The sequence below is a fragment of the Actinokineospora sp. genome (genome assembly GCF_050699995.1).
In the GTDB taxonomy this organism is placed as follows: Bacteria; Actinomycetota; Actinomycetes; order Mycobacteriales; family Pseudonocardiaceae; genus Actinokineospora.
Window position 1 is genome coordinate 1 of record NZ_JBOHGC010000081.1, and the last position, 16,369, is coordinate 16,369.

A 16,369-nucleotide genomic window follows, 5' to 3' on the forward strand; every position below is an offset into this window, starting at 1 on the left:
CTGGACGACCGAGGGGGTCGTCCAGTCCGCCGCTGTGAACGGAGCTACCGGTGCAGCCGCCGTTCCGGGTCTCAGCGGACCTGGGACAGGAATCGCTGCAAGCGCGGGCTTTCCGGGGATTCGAAGAACCTCCCCGGCGTGGCCGTCTCCACCACCCGGCCGTGGTCCATGAAAGCCACCGTGTCCGCGACCTCGCGGGCGAACCCCATCTCATGGGTGACCACGACCATGGTCATCCCGCGCCCCGCGAGTTCGGCGATCAGGTCCAGCACTCCCTGCACGAGTTCCGGGTCCAGCGCACTGGTGGGCTCGTCGAACAGGATGATCTCCGGTTCCATCGCCAGCGCGCGGGCGATGGCGACCCGCTGCTGCTGGCCACCGGACAGCGCCGCCGGGCGGTGGTCCGCCTTGTGCACCAGCCCCACGTCGGCCAGCCGTTCGAAGGCGATCGCCTGGGCTTGCGTGGTGGTCAGTTTGCGGACAGACCGCAGCGGCAGCACCAGGTTGTCCAGGACCGTGCGGTGGCCGAAGAGGTTGAACTGCTGGAACACCATCCCGACGCGCCGGCGCACGCGGTCCGGGTCGAGGCCCAGCACGCTCTCGCCCGCGAGCCGAATGTCGCCGGAGTCGGGTTCGGTCAGGCGGTTCACCGCTCGCAGCAGTGTCGACTTGCCGGACCCGGACGGGCCGATCACGCACGTCGTCTGTCCACTCTCGACCGACAAGGTCGCGCCGCGCAGGACGCGGGTGCGGCCGTAGGACAGGTGGACGTCGTCGATCTCAAGCGCGGACGGCGAGTTCGGGAGTGGCAACGTCATCTTCTTCACCTCCCTGGACCGGGCGACCGGTGCGCAGCCGTCGGTCGATGTGGTTGACCAGGTGCGTCAGCGGCACGGTGATCGCCAGGTACACCAGCCCGGCGGCCACCAGCGGCGAGAGGTTGCCCGAGTTGGCCGCCGCGTCCTGGCCGATGCGGAACAAGTCGCGCTGGTCGGCGAGCAGGCCGAGGAAGTAGACCAGGCTGGAGTCCTTGATCAGGGCGATGAACTGGTTGACCAGCGCGGGCAGGACCCGGCGAATCCCCTGCGGCACCACGATTTTCCCCATGGCGGCGGAGTAGGTCATGCCCAGCGCGCGGGCGGCTTCGAGCTGGCCGCGGTCCACGCTCTGGATTCCGGAGCGGAAGATCTCGCCGATGTAGGCCGCCGCCACCAGACTCAGGGCCAGGATGCCCAGCGGGTACGGGTCGGTGCCGAACACCGGTCGGGCGGCGATCGCCAGGCCCTGGCCGATCAGCAGGATGGTCACGATCGCGGGCAGGCCGCGGAACAGGTCGGTGTAGACCCGCGCGGGCCAGCGCAGCCACCGGGTCGACGACAGGCCCATGATCGCCAGCCCGAGCCCGAGGACGGTGCCGAGCACCGCCGAGGCACCCGCCAGGATCAGCGTGTTGACCAGTCCGGTCCGCAGCAGATCCGGGAGCACCTCGGCGATGTGCGACCAGCTGAAGAACGTCTCGGTCACTGGGCTTTGGGCTTGAAGTCGTCGGCGATCGGGGTGCCGGGCAGGAACTGCTCATGCAGCTTCGCGTAGGTCCCGTCCTCGATGACCGCGGCGAGACCGGCGTTGAGCTTGTCCCGCAACGCGTTGTTGCCCTTGCGCACCGCCCACGCGGCGGGCGCCTCGGTGTCGGCCCGCTTGACGACGACCTTCTGCGGGAAGTCGGCGTTGTCGGCGATGTACTTGTCCGCGATGTCGAGCGGCACGATCCACACGTCGAGGCCCCCGGACTTCAGCTGCGCGAACGCGGAGTTGTAGTCCGGGAAGCGCACGACCTGCGCGCCGGGCACCTTCCCGGTGGCGAACTCGTCCTGGACGGTGCCCTGCACGACGCCGACCCGCCTGCCCGCGAGCCCTTCGACGCCGGTGACCGCCGTGTCCTTCCTGCCCACCACGGTCGTGTAGCCGATCTCGTAACCGTCGGTGAAGTCGACGGTCTGCGTCTCGACTACCTCGGGCTACCGCAGGCGACCGACTGCGGAGTCCTGGATAGCGCGTAACCACTCGACTCGGTCGCGGTGACGGCTCGGGGGTCCCGCTCGGTAGAGGTGACCACCCCGCTCGGTCGCGGTGACGTTTCGGGGGTCCCGCACGGACACGCCATCGAAGGTGGCAGTGTTCGTGCGGGACCCCCGAAACGTCACCACCAAGGCGACCGAGCCGCGTCGCCGAAGGCGGCGCCATGTCACAGTGCGTTCTTCATTGTTCTCGATCCTCGTTCGACGGAGCGAGCACCCACGATTGTTCGGTGCCGACACCTTCGAACCTACGAAACAATGGTCATGAACGCGACTAACCTACGAATCGTCCGCATTGTGGGACGCCGAGCGGGTGACCGGAATTACGGTCACCGTCCCAGCTCGACGTTGTCCAGGACCCCGAGCGCGTCGGGGACGAGGACCGCGGCGGAGAAATAGGAGCTGACCAGGTAGGAAATCACCGCCTTCTCGTTGATGCCCATGAACCGCACGTTGAGACCCGACTCGAACTCGTCGGGCAGCGCGGTCGGCCGCAGCCCGATGACACCTTGGTCGTCCTCGCCGGTGCGCATCGCCAGGATGGCGCTGGTGTTGGTCTCGGTGATGGGGATCTTGTCGCAGGGCAGCATCGGCACGCCCCGCCAGGCCATCATGGGCGTGCCATCGACCTCCGTTGTCGTGGGGTAGACGCCGCGCTTGGTGCACTCGCGGCCGAAGGCGGCGATGGTTCGCGGATGCGCCAGGAACAGCCGCGTCTTGCGGCGCATGCAGAGCAGGTCGTCGAGGTCGTCCGGGGTCGGCGGGCCGCCACGGGTGTGGAGGCGCTGCTTGAGGTCGGCGTTGTGCAGCAGCCCGAACTCGCGGTTGTTGATCAGCTCGTGTTCCTCGCGCTCACGCAGCGCCTCAACCGTGAGCCGCAACTGCTGCTCGGTCTGGTTCATCGGCTGGTTGTAGAGGTCGGAGACTCGCGAGTGCACCCGCAGCACGGTCTGCGCGACGTTGAGTTCGTACTCCCGTGGCGCGGTCTCGTAGTCGACGAAGGTGCCTGGCAGGTCCGGTTCGCCGCGGTGGCCCGCGGACAGCTCGATCATGGCTTCGCCGTGCTTGTTCTGCGACCTGGTCGGCTGGGCGCGGACCCGGTCGAGGTGCGCGCGCAGCGCTTCCGAACGCTCGGCGATCTCCTCGATAGCCGATTCGGTCAGGGTCAGGACGGTGCACGCCGTCGCGGCCGTGACGCTGAAGTCCCAGTGGTCGTCGCGGTCGTAGGTGGACCGGTTGGTCATGTGGTCACCGTCGGCGACCACGCCCAGCACGACCTTGTCGCCGTACTTGCCCGCGCCCACCTTTTCGGCCTTGCCGTGCGCCATCAGGCAGAGCCGGTCGGCTGGGTCGCCCGCGCGGACGATGACGTCGCCCGGTGCGAACTCCTGCTGTTCGAACCGGTCGGCCAGCGCCCCCAGCGCCTCCTCGTCGTCGAGGTCACGCAGCAGCGCCAGCTCCCGCAGCTCCTGCGGGATGACCCGAATGGCGGCACCGACGTTGGTGAACTCGACCCGGCCGTCGCCGAGTGTGTAGGTGAGCCGCCGGTTCACCCGGTAGGTGCCCGCGGACACCTCCACCCAGGGCAGCATCCGCAACAGCCAGCGCGGCGAGATGCCTTGCATCTGCGGTTCGGACTTGGTCGTGGTCGCGAGATTTCGGGCGGCCTCGGTACTCAGACTGAGCTGTGCGTGCCCGTTCGTGCTCACATCGGGCTCGGTCACGGTCACAACGCATCACACCAATCGACTAGCTGGAAACAGTTCGTTGGCAAGACGTGGACCGCTTCGAGTGTGCCGCAACCACTCGGCTCAGGCGATACCACGAAAGTGTTGAGACAGCACCAAAATCAATTGGCCTAATCCGTCACCCTGTCTAGCGACTGGTCGGTCACAGGAGCCGCTGCTAGCTTCGGAATGATCGCCCGACAGACCATGGCCGTTCCATTCGGGAAAGCTCGATAGGAGCTGTTGATCAGTGACCATCTTGGAAACGGATTCCGGTCCGACAACCGATCATCCACAGCAGAGTCTGAGCACCGCCGCCGCGCGAAACCTGGCGACCACCACCAAATCCGTCCCCCAGATGCAGGGGATCAGCTCCCGCTGGCTGCTGCGTGCCCTGCCCTGGGTCCAGGCCGCGGGTGGCGCCTACCGGGTGAACCGCCGACGCACCTACACCCTCGGCGACGGCCGCGTCGAGTTCGTCACCGACGGCGCAAGAGCGCGGGTGATTCCCGACGAACTGCGCGAACTGTCTCCACTGCGCGGTTTCGACGACGCCGATGTGCTCGCCGAGCTGGCGAACCGCTTCGAGCAACGCGACTACGACCCGGGCGAGTCCATCGTGGAGGCGGGCGCACCGGTCGACCGACTTGTCTTGATCGTCCACGGCAAGGCGACCCTGCTCGGCGCCGGGCACTACGGCGACCAGACCACCCTGGGCGTGATCGCCGACGGCGAACGCATCGGCGACGAGGTGCTGTCCGCCGCCGACTCCACTTGGGCCTACACCGCGCGCACCACCACCCGGTGCACCGTGCTTACGTTGTCCAGACACGGATTCCAGGAGCTGATCGGACGTTCCGAGTCGCTGCGCGCGCACCTGGTGCGCTACCGGGCGGCCGCCGCGGCCAACCAGGACGAACACGGCGAGGCCGCGATCGAGCTGTCCGCGGGCCACAGCGGCGAGCCCGACCTGCCCAGCACCTTCGTCGACTACGACCTCGCCCCCAGGGAGTACGAGCTCAGCGTCGCCCAGACCGTGCTGCACGTGCACACCAGGGTCTCCGACCTCTACAACGACCCGATGAACCAGACCGAACAGCAGCTGCGGCTCACCATCGAGGCCCTGCGCGAACGGCAGGAACGGGAGCTGGTCAACAACCGCGAGTTCGGGTTGCTGCACAACGCCGACCTCAGCCAGCGCATCCACACCCGCAACGGCCCGCCGACGCCCGACGACATGGACGACCTGCTCGCCACGGTGTGGAAGGACCCCACCGTGTTCATGGCCCACCCCAAGGCGATCGCCGCGTTCGGCCAGGCGTGCAGCAAGCGCGGAATCTATCCGCAGCACGTCGACATGCACGGCCAGATGGTGCCCGCGTGGCGCGGTGTCCCGGTGCTGCCCTGCGGCAAGATCCCCATCAGCGACCGCGGCACCACCTCGATCATGCTCATGCGCATGGGTGAGGACCAGCAGGGTGTGATCGGTCTGCACCAGACCGGCCTGCCCGACGAGTACCGCCCAGGACTCTCGGTGCGCAACATGGGCACCGACGCCAGGGCGATCACCTCGTACCTGGTCAGCGCCTACTACTCCGTCGCCGTCCTGATGCCCGACGCGCTGGGCATCCTGGAGAACGTCGAACTCGGCCGCGCCGACTGAGCCACCGTTGACCCCTCGCCAGAACGTGCCCACCCGTACGCACGACCATCAAGGAGACCACCCTATGACCACGACGCGGCCCGTCCCCGAGATCCCCACCCGGCCGGTGCTGCGCAGCGCCTACCAGCGCGCGGTCGCCACCTATTGGAACAACGAGAAAGACCCGGTCAACCTGAGGCTCGGCGATGTGGACGGTCTTTACCACCACCACTACGGCATCGGGGACTACGACCCGGCCGTGCTCACCGGGCCTGCCGAGGGGCGTGAGCAGGCGATCATCGCCGAGATGCACCGCCTGGAGTCGGCGCAGGCCGAGGTCCTGCTCGACCACCTCGGCGACATCCCGGCCACGGGCAGGCTGATGGACGGCGGGTCCGGCCGCGGCGGCACCTCGTTCATGGCCAACCAGCGCTTCGGCTGCCAGGTCGACGGCGTCACGATCTCCGAGTCGCAAGTGGAGTTCGCCAACAACCAGGCGCGTGAGCGCGGGGTGGACGACCAGGTCCGGTTCCACTTCCGCAACATGCTCGACACCGGCTTCGAAACCGGCTCGATGAACGGCATCTGGACCAACGAGACGACGATGTACGTCGACCTGCACGACCTGTACGCCGAGTTCGCCCGGCTCATCCCGTTCGGCGGCCGCTACGTCTGCATCACCGGGTGCTACAACGACGTCACCGGCGGGCGGTCCAAGGCGGTCAGCCAGATCGACCAGCACTACACGTGCAACATCCACCCGCGCAGCCGATACTTCGAAGCGTTGGCGGACAACAACTTCGTCCCGATCAACGTCGTCGACCTGACTGCCGCCACCATCCCATACTGGGAGCTGCGGGCGAAGTCCTCGGTGGCGACCGGCGTCGAGGACACGTTCCTCACCGCCTACCGCGAGGGCAGCTTCCACTACCTGCTCATCGCCGCCGACCGGATCTGAGGCCGATAAACCATGTCCGTCCTGTCTCGCCTGTCCGCCCCGCCCGCGACCGACGACCTGGCCCGGCGGGCGGCCGCCGTGCTGGCGGACATGGGTGCCGCGCCCGCGGGCGACCTGTCCACCCTGATCGCCGACAGCGAACCTGGGCGGCTCCCGTCGACCCTGTTCCCGATCGGCGACAACCCGGGTGCGCTGGGCATGGCCGCGGTGCGGCTGCCGTCGCGGCTCGCCGCCACGCTGCGCGAGGCAGCCGAACCGGAACCCGAGGAGGCCGACGGGGACGCGATTCCCGAGCTGTTCTGCCCGGGTCCGGTGCGGGACGACCCGGCGCTCGGCGAGGAGGTGAACGAGCGGATGGTCGAGTGGGCCGAACAGGTGGGGATCTACCCCGGCCGACTCGACCACCTCCGCGCCTGCGGGTTCGGCAGGCTGATCATGCTGACGCACCCCGGAACCGACGACCCGGACCGGCTGCTGGCGGCCACGAAGGTCGTCGTGGCCGAGTGGGCGGCGGACGACTACTACCTCGACGAGGAGGAGATGGGCGCCGACCCGCACCTCGCGGCCGCGCGGCTCGGCGTGCTCTACGGGGTGGTGGACCCGGTGAACCTCCCCCAGCGCTACCAGCACGAACTCGACCGGTTCATCAAGGAGGAGCCGATCGCGCTGGCGTTCCGCACCGGCATGGAGCACCTGGCGAAGTACACAACGGTGCCGCAGATGGGGCGGTTCCAGCACCAGATGGCGATCCTGTTCACCGCGCTGGACCAGAACGCGAGCTGGCGTAACACCGGGCAGCGGCCCGCGGTGTGGGAGTACCTGATGCACCGCCACCACAACAGCTACCTGCCGCCGATGATCCTGGTCGACGCGGTCGCGGGCTACGAGCTTCCCGCGCAGGAGTTCTTCGACCCGGCGGTGCGCCGCGCGTACACGATGGCCGGGACGGCAGCGGTGCTGCTCAACGACCTGCACTCGATGAGCAAGGAAGCCGACAACGACATCAGCCTCCCGATCGCGCTCATGGAGGAGGAGAACTGCACGCGCCATGAGGCGGTCAAACGCACGGTCGAGATCCACAACGAGCTGATGCGGCGCTTCGTGGTGGAGGCGGCGGCGCTGTGTCTGCGGGGGACGCCGATGCTGCACCGGTTCCTGGCCGACACCTGGGCCTGGTGCGGCGGCAGCCGCGAGTGGCACGCCACAACCAAGCGCTACCACGCGGAAAACGCAGCTTAGGCCCGCTCGTCGGCTTCCGGGAGCGTGAGCTGCTTCAGCAGTTTCGCCTCGTCGTAGCTGAGGACGTACTCGTAGGCGGAGCCGTCCGGCCAGACGATGCGCTTACGCGGCGTGACTCGCGGCGCATCCGGTGTTGTCGCGTGCCACAGGATGGTGGGGGGCGGGCTGTCTTTCGGGTCGACAAAGGTGCGGCCTGAGTCGATCATCGCCACCTGCGACTGGGAGAAGACCAGCCACGCGCTGTCAGCGGGCCGCGCGGCGTCGACGAGCCCGAGCGCTTGGGCGTTCTCGGGGCCAGTCACCTTCCCGGACCGCTCGAACACGTTGCCCACGCCGCCACCGGCGACGGACAGCACGACGTTGACCAGGCTGCCGACCGTGCCGCGGAAGAGGTTCCAGAAGAACCGGCGGACCAGCCGCTTCCCGATGACCGTGCCGTCCTTGCGCCTGCCGGGCACGTCGAAGTCGGGCTTGACCTCGCCCAAGTGGATCACGACGACCGGCTCACGCCACTGGCTTTCGGCCAGCGCGCGAACCCGCAGGCGGAACTCGGGATCCGGTTGCGTCACGAGCACGCAGGTTAGCTCCAGCGCGGACTGGCCGCCGTCGAATCAGTGAACATCCAGGACCGGCGGTCCGGTCGACACCTGATTCCGTCCGGCATGCACACCTGTTGTCGTACGCGCCGCAGTTCATGGTCACGCTCGACATGACGAGCGTTAACGTGGCCCTGCCCGCCATGCGCGAAGGTCTGGACATCGACCCGGTGCAGCTCCCCTGGGTGGTGAACTCCTACGCACTGCTCTTCGGCGGCTTCCTGTTGCTCGGCGGGCGCGCGGCCGCCCTGTTCGGCCAACGGCTCATCCTGCTGACCGGGGCGGTGCTGTTCGCGGTGGCGTCGCTGATCGGCGGCGTGGCGCAGGCCCCGTGGCAGCTGATCGTCGCCCGCGCCCTGCAGGGACTCGGCGCGGCGGCCATGGCGCCCGCGGCACTGGCGATGCTCACCGTCACCCAGCGCGAAGGCAAGGAACGCGCCAGGGCGCTGGGGATCCACGCCGGGGTCTCGGCCGTCGGTGGCAGCGCGGGTGTGCTGCTCGGCGGCCTGCTCACCGAGTTCGGCGGCTGGCGCTGGGTGATGCTGGTCAACGTGCCGATCACGCTGGCCGTGGTCTTCCTGGCGCTGCGCTCGGTCCCGGCCGGGCTCTTCGGTTCCCGGCGCGGCAGGCTCGACGTGGTCGGCGCGATCCTGGCCACGGCGGGAGTCGGTCTGCTCATCCTCGGCGTCGTGCGCACCGACGAACACGCGCGTGGCCGTCGGCGACGACCCTGGCCACGCTGGGTGTGGCGGTGGTGCTGCTGGTCGGAGCTGACCGAACGCGACACTCACGAGCGCGGACTCGAGGAGATCATCGACGGCATCATCGCCCGCTGCGCCAAGTGAGTCAGGAGCGGGGACGACGCTGCGGCTTGTCCGCCTTCGCCGCCTTGATCCGCGCTTCTTCCTTGCGGACCTCGGCCTGAGTTTCCCGCTCCTGACGCAGCCATTCCGGGTTCTCGGTCTTGAGCGCGTCGATCTGCTCGGTGGTGAGGGCCTCGGTGACGCCGCCGCGGGCGAGACCGCCGATGGAGACGCCCAGCTTCGCCGCGATGACCGGACGGGGGTGCGGGCCGTTGCGGCGCAGGTCGCGCAGCCACTGCGGCGGGTCGGCCTGCAGCGAGTTCAACGCGTCGCGCGAGACGACACCCTCCTGGAACTGCGCGGGGGTGGCTTCGAGGTACACGCCCAGCTTCTTCGCCGCGGTCGCGGGCTTCATCGTCTGGGGCGTTTTGTGCGACGTCATGGCGTTGAGGGTATCGGGCGTGTGCGCCAACGCCATTCACGCCCGGTAATCTGACCTGGTGACAGGCCCGGACGTCCCCCCACCCTTCAGCCTCGCGTACGTCCCCGGGGTCATCCCCGGCAAGTGGGTGCGGACCTGGAACGAGCGCACACCCGACGAGCCACTGACTCTGCTGCAGGTCCCCGCCGCCGAAGCCGCCGCCCTGGTGCGCGACCGCGGGGCGGACGCGGTCCTCCTGCGGCTGCCGATCGACCGGACCGGCCTGCACGCGATCCCGCTCTACACGGAGACCACCGTGGTCGTGGTCCCTAAAGACCACCTCTTTGCCGCCGCCGACGAGGTGTCGGTGGACGACCTGGCTGACAGCATCGTGCTGCACCCGCTCGACGACACCCTCGACTGGGAGCCTCCGCCCGGACTCCCGGCCTTCGAGCGCCCCGCCACCACCCTGGACGCCATCGAACTCGTCGCGGCAGGCGTCGGGCTCGTCGTGGTCCCCCAGTCCCTGGCCCGGTTGCACCACCGCAAAGACCTCACCTACCGCCCGCTCCCGGACGCCCCGCGGTCGCAGGTGGCGCTGTCGTGGCTGGAGGACGAGACCACCGACGCCATCGACCGCTTCATCGGAATCGTGCGCGGCCGGACCGACAACAGCACCCGGGGACGCCAACCGGCGGCGGTCCCGGCTAAGCCCGCCGAAACCGGTGGGCGCAAGGCCGCCGGGAAGCAGGCAGGCACCAGCAAGCGCCGGCCTTCCGGTGCGGCACAAGACAAGCGCGGCAAACCCCGCCGCCGGTCGTAGTCAAGAGTCGAGCCGGTCCGACTGACCACAGAGGAACTCGGACACTGCCGAACACGGACTGTCGACTCTGTGCCGAACGAGCGTGACGAACGACCATTGGCGGGCCGGACGGTTGGTGCCGCTCCCCGCACGCGCTGACCCGTACTCAGGTGGAACCCGCAGGCGCCAACGCAGACGCCGTGCTGATCTCCCACATCGTGATCCTTCCGTCCTCTCAGGCGCCCCTCCCTCCAGGCGTTTTGGAACCTCCCGTACGAGCCGCTTCCCGCATCAGCCGAGATCCCCGGCCTCGCCAGCCTCAACCCGATATCTTGATAGCGAATAGACGATAGTAAGAATAAGGATGGAATCCGTGGCGACCGCGCCATTGATCGCGGTCGGTTTGGAGGAAGCCGGGAAAGACTGCACGTGATCTCATGGGAAAGCTGCTGCGAACGGCCAAACGCTGACCTCAGCCAGTCCACCGGTACCGGCGCTCCGGCCGCCCGGTCCCCCCATATCGCAACCGAACCTCAGCCCGCCCAGTGTCCACAAAGTGCTCCAGGTAACGCCGAGCACTCACCCGCGACAACTGGGCCACAGCAGCACATTCAGCCGCCGACATGTCCTCCGATGAAGAAGCCCGCAGCACCTGCTCAACCAACTCGGCAGTCTGAGCGGTCAAGCCCTTGGGCAAGTTCGACGAGCCACGCGGCCGGGAGCCGAACACCTGGTCCACATCGGACTGCCCAGCCGTGGACAAGGCACCCAGCTTCGTGTGCAGCGAAGCGAAGTGCTGCAACTGGTCATACAAAGCCGGATAAGTGAACGGCTTGATCAAATAATGCAGCACCCCACCCCGCATCGCCCCACGAACCGTGTCCACATCGTTCGCCGCGCTGATCACGATCACATCGGTGTCGTCATGCCCGGCACGCAAATGCCGTAGCACGGTGAGTCCGTCCATGTCCGGCAGGTAGATGTCGAGCAACACCAGGTCCGGTCGCAGCTCCCGGACCAGCCGCAGCGCGTCCGCCCCGGTGTGGGCGATGCCGACGACCTCGCAACCAGGTGTTCGGGCGACGTACCCGCTGTGCACCTTCGCGACCATGAAGTCGTCGTCGACCACCAGTACCCGGATCACGCGGGCACCTCGATCGGCAGCGTGGCTGTGAACACCGCTCCGTCAGCGTTGTGCACCGACACCGTCCCGTGACGCCGGACGCAGGTCTGCCGGGTCAGCGCCAGACCCAGTCCACGCTGCCCGCCCTCCTCGGCGGCCTTCGTGGTGAAGCCGTGTCGGAAGACCTCCTCGACGATCTCCGGCGCCACCCCCGGCCCGGAGTCGCGCACGATCACCGCCACCTCGGTCTCGCCGTGCCGGATGTCGACCTCGATCCAACCGGGGCCGTCGGACGGCCGCCCCCGCAACGCGTCCAGGGCGTTGTCGACCAGGTTGCCCAGGACGGTCACCAGGTCGCCGGAGAGGACATCGTCCACATCCCCCAGCGTGCTCGACGGCGACAGCCGCAGCCCGACGCCCTGTTCGGCGGCCAGGCTGGCCTTCGCGATGAGCAGGGCTGCGACCGCGGAGTCGGCGATCCGGCCGCTGACCTCGGCGTGCCACTGGTCCTGGGTGGCGCTGACCCGGTCGACATACCCGCGCACCTCCTCGTACTCGCCGAGTTCGATCAGGCCCGCGATGGTGTGCAGCCGGTTGGTGAACTCGTGCGCCTGCGCCCGCAGGGTCTCGGTGATGTTGCGGTTGGCGTCGAGCTGGTCCTGCAGCTGGACCAGCTCGGTGCGGTCCCGCAGGGTGACCACGGCACCAAGGGACCGCCCATCGCGCGCGATCGACATGCGGTTCATGACCAGCACCTTGCCTCGCCGCAGGCCGATCTGGTCCGCACCGGTCGCCCGGCCGGTGAGGACGTCGACGAGCCGGTCGTTGAGGTCGAGTTCGTCCACCGCGCGCCCCACGGCGTCCGGGCGCAGGGACAACAGGCTGCGTGCCTGGTCGTTGACCAGCGTCACCCGGTGCTGCTGGTCCAGGCCGAGCACGCCCTCCCGGATGCCGTGCAGCATCGCCTCGCGGTGCTCGACCAGGCCGGTGATCTCGTGCGGCTCCAGCCCGAGCGTCTGCCGCTTGACCCACCATGCCAGCCACAGCGACCCGGCCACCCCCAGGCCTGTGGCTATCCCGAGCAAAACGACCAGGTTGCCCGGCGAGTCGACCAGCGCCTGCCAGAGGCTCGGCTGTTCCCGACCGGCGACCACGATGCCGATGATCTCGCCGTTCTTGGTGACCACGGGGACATGCGCGACGACGGACCCGTCGATCACCCCGACCCACGACCGCCCGGAGGTGACCGTGCTGGCGCCGATGGGCAGCGGCAGCCCGTCCTGCCGCGGGTCCGACGAGGTCAGGACCACCAGGTCCGAGCGGGTGATGACCACCGAGTCCGCCCCGGACAGCGCGCGCCCGGACTCGGCGAACGGCGCCAGTGTCTCGTGTCGGGCCGGGTCCTCCAGCGCCGAGCGCAGCCCCGGGTTGGCGGCGACGTCCTCGGCCACGCCGAGCATCCGCCTGCCCTCGGTGTCGCGGAAGGACGCCGACGCCTGCGCGATGCTGACCGCGGCCACCGCCACCAGCAGGACCAGCACGATCCCGAGTTGCAGCACGAGGAGCTGACGGGCGAGCGAGCCCTTCTTGCCCATGCGTCACCTCCGGCCACGTCGACGGGCCTTGAGTGTGGCCCCCGATACGCGCGCGTGCACGTGAACACAACGACCACAACGACCTATGCGGCCGCAATGCAGACGTAACCGCCGCGACACCGCACGATTCCACCACTGGCGAAGAGAGGCAGGGATCACAATGAGGCTGCGCAAGCTGCTCCCGCTGGCCGCGGCACTGGTCGTCGCGGCAACCGGGACCGCGTGCACCCAAGCGGGTGGCGCGTCCGGCGGACAGGACAAGGTCACCGGGTTCCGCGTCATGGTGCCCAACACCCCCGGCGGCGGGTACGACGTCACCGCCCGGACCTCGGCCAAGGCCATGGAGGAAGCGGGCCTGGCGCGCAACGTCGAGGTGTTCAACCTGCCCGGCGCGGGCGGCACCGTCGGCCTCGGCAGGCTCGTCGGCGAGAAGGGCAACGGCAAGCTGGCCATGCAGATGGGCCTCGGTGTCGTCGGCAGCGTCTACACGAACAAGTCCCCGTCGACGCTGCAGGACACCACGCCGATCGCCCGGCTGATCGAGGAGCCGGACATCATCGTGGTGTCTAAGAACTCGAAGTACACCGACATCAAGCAGCTCATCGAGGCTTGGAAGGCCGACCCCGGCGCAGTGCCCGTGGGCGGCGGCTCCTCCCCCGGCGGCCCCGACCACCTCGCGCCGATGCTGGTCGCCGACGCGATCGGGCTGGAGCCGAAAAAGGTCAACTACGTGCCGTTCGACGGTGGCGGTGAGCTGCTGGCCTCCGTGCTGGGCAACAAAGTCGCCTTCGGCGTGTCCGGTGTCGGCGAGTACATGGACCAGATCAAGGCCGGTGAGCTGCGGGTCCTCGCGGTGACCGGCAAGGACCGGGTGTCCGGTGTGGACGCGCCGACGCTCAAGGAGTCCGGTGTGGACGTCGAGTTCACCAACTGGCGTGGTGTGGTGGCCCCGCCCGGCATCAGCGACGCCGACCGCTTGGCCATGATCGACCTCTACACCAAGCTGCACGACTCGGAGCAGTGGAAGCAGGCGCTGGCGAAGAACGGCTGGTACGACGCCTTCTCCACCGGTGACGAGTTCGCCTCCTTCCTGCAGAAGGAAAACGACCGGGTCGGCGGCGTGCTCAAAGCGCTCGGGCTGACGGCGTGAAGACCATGACCGAACACGAGACCGGGTCGGCCGCCCCCGCGGCGGCCGACCCGGCCCCGGCGGGCGCCCGGCAGTGGCTGCGGGAGCACTCGGAGCTCGGTGTGGCGGTCGTGCTGCTCGCCCTGGGCGGGCTGGTGGTCGTCGACGCGCTGTCGATGTCCACGTCGTTCGCCCAGCGCGGACCGGTCGGGCCGCGGGTGGTCCCGCTGGCCGTCGGCGGCCTGCTGGTCGCCATCGCGGTCGCCCTGGCCGTGGACGTGCTGCGCGGCGGCAAGGGTGAAGCCGAGGGCGGCGAGGACGTCGACCTGTCGACCCCGCCGGAGTGGCGCACCGTGCTGCTGCTGGCGGCGGCGTTCATCGCCAACATCGCGCTGATCGACCTGGTCGGCTTCCCGATCTCGGGCGCCATCCTGTTCTGGGGCTCGGCGTACGCGCTGGGCAGCAGGCACTGGGTCCGCGACCCGGCGATCGCCGTGGTGCTGTCGGTCTCGGCGTACCTGCTGTTCCAGAAGCTGCTTGGCGTGCCGCTGCCCGGCGGTCCGCTCGAAGGGATCTGAGATGGACACCCTGTCCAACCTGATCGAGGGCTTCGCGACCGCGCTGACCCCGACCCACCTGGTCCTGGCCGCGCTCGGGGTGCTGCTCGGCACCGCGATCGGCGTGCTGCCGGGCATCGGCCCGGCGATGGCGGTGGCCCTGCTGCTGCCGCTGACCTACAGCATGGAGCCGACCGGCGCGTTCATCATGTTCGCGGGCATCTACTACGGCGGAATGTTCGGCGGCTCGACCACCTCGATCCTGCTGAACACCCCGGGGGAAACCGCGGCGGTGGTGACGGCGATAGAAGGCCATCCCATGGCCCGCAAGGGCCGGGGCTCACAGGCGCTGGCCGCCGCGGCGATCGGGCACTTCATCGGCGGCATCATCGGCACCACGCTGCTGGTGCTGCTGGCCCCGATGGTGGCCAAGATGGCGGTCAACATCGGCGCGCCGGACTTCTTCGCGATCATGCTGCTGGCCTTCATCGCGGTGACGTCGGTGCTCGGATCGTCTCGGCTGCGTGGTTTCGCGTCGCTGGCGATCGGGCTGGCCATCGGTCTGGTCGGGCTCGACCCGATGACCGGGCAGGCCCGGCTCACGTTCGGCTCGCTGCACCTCGCCGACGGTATCGACGTCGTGGTTGTCGCAGTAGGACTGTTCGCCGTCGGCGAGGCCCTGTGGGTGGCCGCGCATCTGCGGCGCACCACCGGAAAGCCCATCCCGGTCGGCCGACCGTGGCTCAACCGCGCGGACCTGTCCCGGTCGTGGCGGCCGTGGCTGCGCGGCCCGGTCATCGGGTTCCCGTTCGGCGCGGTCCCCGCCGGTGGCGCGGAGATCCCGACGTTCCTGTCGTATGTGACCGAGAAGCGGCTTTCCAAGCACCGCGAGGAATTCGGCCACGGCGCGATCGAGGGCGTCGCCGGTCCCGAGTCGACCGCGAGCGCGTCGGCGGCGGGAACCCTCACGGCCATGCTGACGCTGGGTCTGCCGACCACGGCGACCGCCGCGGTCATGCTGGCGGCGTTCCAGCAGTACGGCATCCAGCCGGGTCCGCTGCTGTTCCAGCGCGAGTCGCAGCTGGTGTGGGCGCTCATCGCGAGCCTGTTCGTCGGAACCGTGCTGCTGCTGGTCTTGAACCTGCCGATGGCTCCACTCTGGTCGAAGCTGCTGCGCATCCCCCGCGCCTACCTGTACGCGGGCATCCTGTTCTTCGCCTCTGTCGGCGCGTACGCCGTCAGCGGTGACGTGCTGGACCTGGTGCTGCTGTTGGTGATCGGGCTGCTGGGCTTCATGATGCGGCGCTTCGGCCTGCCGGTCCTGCCCGCCATCATCGGTGTCATCCTCGGCCCGAACGCCGAACAGCAACTCCGCCGCGCGCTGCAGATCAGCGACGGACACCTCAGTGGCCTGGTCAACACCACCTTTTCGGTCACGGTCTACGCCATCATCGCGGTGATCCTGCTCTGGCCGCTGATCGCCAAGGGCATCACCCACACCCGGGCGAAGACCCCCGAAAGTGTCCGTTAGACAACCTTCGGCGGTGGTAGCCGTCTCTAGCCTCGGAAGCACTAGCCTCGACCAGTCATCCGATGTGATTCAAACTGATCTGTGCATGGAGGAAGTGCCTGTCCTGTAAGGGAAACTTGGGCTTGCGAAGGTCCAAAGTTCTCTCGAGAGGAAGGCACTCCCTTGGTG

Annotated in this window: 15 protein-coding genes and 1 pseudogene; 8 read left to right on the top strand and 8 right to left on the bottom strand. The window is 68.7% G+C overall.

From position 1 onward, the window contains the following. Positions 1-71: 71 nt before the first annotated feature. The 4 genes and pseudogenes from ACRDSQ_RS04815 to ACRDSQ_RS04830 all read right to left on the bottom strand — a co-directional run bounded on the left by ACRDSQ_RS04815 (position 72) and on the right by ACRDSQ_RS04830 (position 3,808). Positions 72-818, bottom strand: a complete 747-nt coding sequence (locus tag ACRDSQ_RS04815) for an amino acid ABC transporter ATP-binding protein (RefSeq protein ID WP_431419136.1) — start codon at positions 816-818, stop codon at positions 72-74. After that, positions 781-1,524 carry an amino acid ABC transporter permease gene (locus tag ACRDSQ_RS04820; RefSeq protein WP_431419138.1) on the bottom strand — a complete coding sequence of 248 codons (744 nt, stop codon included), beginning with the start codon at positions 1,522-1,524 and terminating at the stop codon, positions 781-783. The genes ACRDSQ_RS04815 and ACRDSQ_RS04820 overlap by 38 nt, the downstream gene beginning before the upstream one ends. Then, positions 1,521-1,988, bottom strand: a pseudogene (locus ACRDSQ_RS04825) (substrate-binding periplasmic protein); the annotation flags it as partial. The pseudogene ACRDSQ_RS04825 and the gene ACRDSQ_RS04820, both read right to left, overlap by 4 nt. A gap of 419 nt (positions 1,989-2,407) precedes the next feature. Beyond that, positions 2,408-3,808 (bottom strand): family 2B encapsulin nanocompartment shell protein, encoded by a 1,401-nt coding sequence (locus ACRDSQ_RS04830; protein WP_431419139.1) that lies wholly within the window; start codon positions 3,806-3,808, stop codon positions 2,408-2,410. Between the two features lie 247 nt (positions 3,809-4,055). Between ACRDSQ_RS04830 and ACRDSQ_RS04835 the strand changes: the two genes are divergently transcribed. The 3 genes from ACRDSQ_RS04835 (at position 4,056) to ACRDSQ_RS04845 (ending at position 7,644) form a co-directional block, all read left to right on the top strand. Continuing rightward, positions 4,056-5,468: a family 2B encapsulin nanocompartment shell protein gene (locus ACRDSQ_RS04835; RefSeq protein WP_431419141.1), complete on the top strand. Its 1,413-nt coding sequence runs from the start codon at positions 4,056-4,058 to the stop codon at positions 5,466-5,468. A 64-nt stretch (positions 5,469-5,532) separates the two neighbouring features. Then, positions 5,533-6,405, top strand: coding sequence for a geranyl diphosphate 2-C-methyltransferase (locus ACRDSQ_RS04840; RefSeq protein ID WP_431419144.1), 873 nt, complete (start codon positions 5,533-5,535; stop codon positions 6,403-6,405). A 12-nt stretch (positions 6,406-6,417) separates the two neighbouring features. After that, positions 6,418-7,644, top strand: a complete 1,227-nt coding sequence (locus tag ACRDSQ_RS04845; RefSeq protein ID WP_431419146.1) for a family 2 encapsulin nanocompartment cargo protein terpene cyclase — start codon at positions 6,418-6,420, stop codon at positions 7,642-7,644. Here the strand turns inward: ACRDSQ_RS04845 and ACRDSQ_RS04850 are convergent. After that, on the bottom strand, positions 7,641-8,213 hold the full coding sequence (locus ACRDSQ_RS04850) for a hypothetical protein (RefSeq protein ID WP_431419148.1): 573 nt from the start codon (positions 8,211-8,213) through the stop codon (positions 7,641-7,643). The genes ACRDSQ_RS04845 and ACRDSQ_RS04850 overlap by 4 nt on opposite strands. 104 nt (positions 8,214-8,317) lie before the next feature. Here ACRDSQ_RS04850 and ACRDSQ_RS04855 point away from each other — a divergent pair, with 104 nt between their 5' ends. Further along, the gene (locus tag ACRDSQ_RS04855; protein WP_431419149.1) at positions 8,318-9,085 is read left to right on the top strand and encodes an MFS transporter; all 768 of its coding nucleotides are present in this window, start codon (positions 8,318-8,320) and stop codon (positions 9,083-9,085) included. A gap of 1 nt (position 9,086) precedes the next feature. On the opposite strand, the gene ACRDSQ_RS04860 is transcribed toward ACRDSQ_RS04855, so the two are convergent. Further along, positions 9,087-9,458 (bottom strand): DUF5997 family protein, encoded by a 372-nt coding sequence (locus ACRDSQ_RS04860; RefSeq protein WP_431419160.1) that lies wholly within the window; start codon positions 9,456-9,458, stop codon positions 9,087-9,089. 85 nt (positions 9,459-9,543) lie between these two features. Between ACRDSQ_RS04860 and ACRDSQ_RS04865 the strand changes: the two genes are divergently transcribed. After that, entirely contained in the window at positions 9,544-10,287 is a 744-nt protein-coding gene (locus tag ACRDSQ_RS04865) for a LysR substrate-binding domain-containing protein (RefSeq protein WP_431419150.1), read from the top strand. A gap of 451 nt (positions 10,288-10,738) precedes the next feature. Here ACRDSQ_RS04865 and ACRDSQ_RS04870 read toward each other — a convergent pair whose 3' ends face one another. Together ACRDSQ_RS04870 and ACRDSQ_RS04875 are read right to left on the bottom strand one after the other, a co-directional pair. After that, positions 10,739-11,410, bottom strand: a complete 672-nt coding sequence (locus ACRDSQ_RS04870; protein WP_431419152.1) for a response regulator — start codon at positions 11,408-11,410, stop codon at positions 10,739-10,741. Continuing rightward, positions 11,407-12,984 carry a sensor histidine kinase gene (locus tag ACRDSQ_RS04875; protein ID WP_431419155.1) on the bottom strand — a complete coding sequence of 526 codons (1,578 nt, stop codon included), beginning with the start codon at positions 12,982-12,984 and terminating at the stop codon, positions 11,407-11,409. The genes ACRDSQ_RS04870 and ACRDSQ_RS04875 overlap by 4 nt, the downstream gene beginning before the upstream one ends. 160 nt (positions 12,985-13,144) lie before the next feature. On the opposite strand from ACRDSQ_RS04875, the gene ACRDSQ_RS04880 reads away from it, so the two are divergent. From ACRDSQ_RS04880 to ACRDSQ_RS04890, 3 genes are read left to right on the top strand one after another with little or no spacing between them, the layout of a single operon-like run. After that, entirely contained in the window at positions 13,145-14,134 is a 990-nt protein-coding gene (locus ACRDSQ_RS04880; protein ID WP_431419156.1) for a Bug family tripartite tricarboxylate transporter substrate binding protein, read from the top strand. Between the two features lie 5 nt (positions 14,135-14,139). Next, complete coding sequence (locus tag ACRDSQ_RS04885; protein ID WP_431419158.1) at positions 14,140-14,691, top strand: tripartite tricarboxylate transporter TctB family protein; 552 nt, start codon at positions 14,140-14,142, stop codon at positions 14,689-14,691. Position 14,692: 1 nt separating this feature from the next. Next, positions 14,693-16,201, top strand: a complete 1,509-nt coding sequence (locus ACRDSQ_RS04890) for a tripartite tricarboxylate transporter permease (protein WP_431419159.1) — start codon at positions 14,693-14,695, stop codon at positions 16,199-16,201. The last annotated feature ends 168 nt before the right edge of the window (positions 16,202-16,369 follow it).

Excerpts from the sequence above, each read along its gene's own strand:
- ACRDSQ_RS04845 (WP_431419146.1), top strand. The coding sequence starts at position 6,418 with ATGTCCGTCCTGTCTCGCCTGTCCGCCCCGCCCGCGACCGACGACCTG.
- ACRDSQ_RS04880 (WP_431419156.1), top strand. The coding sequence starts at position 13,145 with ATGAGGCTGCGCAAGCTGCTCCCGCTGGCCGCGGCACTGGTCGTCGCG.
- ACRDSQ_RS04815 (WP_431419136.1), bottom strand. The coding sequence starts at position 818 with ATGACGTTGCCACTCCCGAACTCGCCGTCCGCGCTTGAGATCGACGAC.
- ACRDSQ_RS04875 (WP_431419155.1), bottom strand. The coding sequence starts at position 12,984 with ATGGGCAAGAAGGGCTCGCTCGCCCGTCAGCTCCTCGTGCTGCAACTC.
- ACRDSQ_RS04885 (WP_431419158.1), top strand. The coding sequence starts at position 14,140 with ATGACCGAACACGAGACCGGGTCGGCCGCCCCCGCGGCGGCCGACCCG.
- ACRDSQ_RS04890 (WP_431419159.1), top strand. The coding sequence starts at position 14,693 with ATGGACACCCTGTCCAACCTGATCGAGGGCTTCGCGACCGCGCTGACC.
- ACRDSQ_RS04860 (WP_431419160.1), bottom strand. The coding sequence starts at position 9,458 with ATGAAGCCCGCGACCGCGGCGAAGAAGCTGGGCGTGTACCTCGAAGCC.
- ACRDSQ_RS04840 (WP_431419144.1), top strand. The coding sequence starts at position 5,533 with ATGACCACGACGCGGCCCGTCCCCGAGATCCCCACCCGGCCGGTGCTG.